Here is a 306-nt window from a genome sequence, read left to right as displayed (position 1 = left end):
AATGGAACTTATAGTATCACTGGAACGCTCTCTACTCAAGGAGAAGGACAAAACATCTTTGATTTATCAACTAAGAGTGCAACTATTAGCAATGATTTAGTTTTTGAAGGAAGCGGTGTAAGTGGAGATGGTGGAAATATTATCAATATTGGAAATGATAAATCTCTAACACTTGCTGATAATAGCACTGCAAAAACCCTTACTACAAATAGTGGAACTTCTGCTATTAACTTTAATGGAACTAATGCAACACTCAGTGGTAATGTTGAAACCACAAATACTGCAACCACTATCTTTAATCTAGGA

General features: G+C 34.6%; 1 protein-coding gene. It reads left to right on the top strand.

Annotation, left to right across the window (positions count from 1 at the left end):
• The coding region (locus CQA57_RS08230; RefSeq protein ID WP_170126870.1) for a hypothetical protein at positions 1–306 on the top strand (306 nt) is incomplete at both ends.

This window comes from Helicobacter anseris (assembly GCF_003364335.1).
Lineage (GTDB): Bacteria > Campylobacterota > Campylobacteria > Campylobacterales > Helicobacteraceae > Helicobacter_H > Helicobacter_H anseris.
The sequence above is the reverse complement of the archived record's forward strand: the minus strand, read 5'-3'. Positions and strand labels throughout refer to the sequence as shown.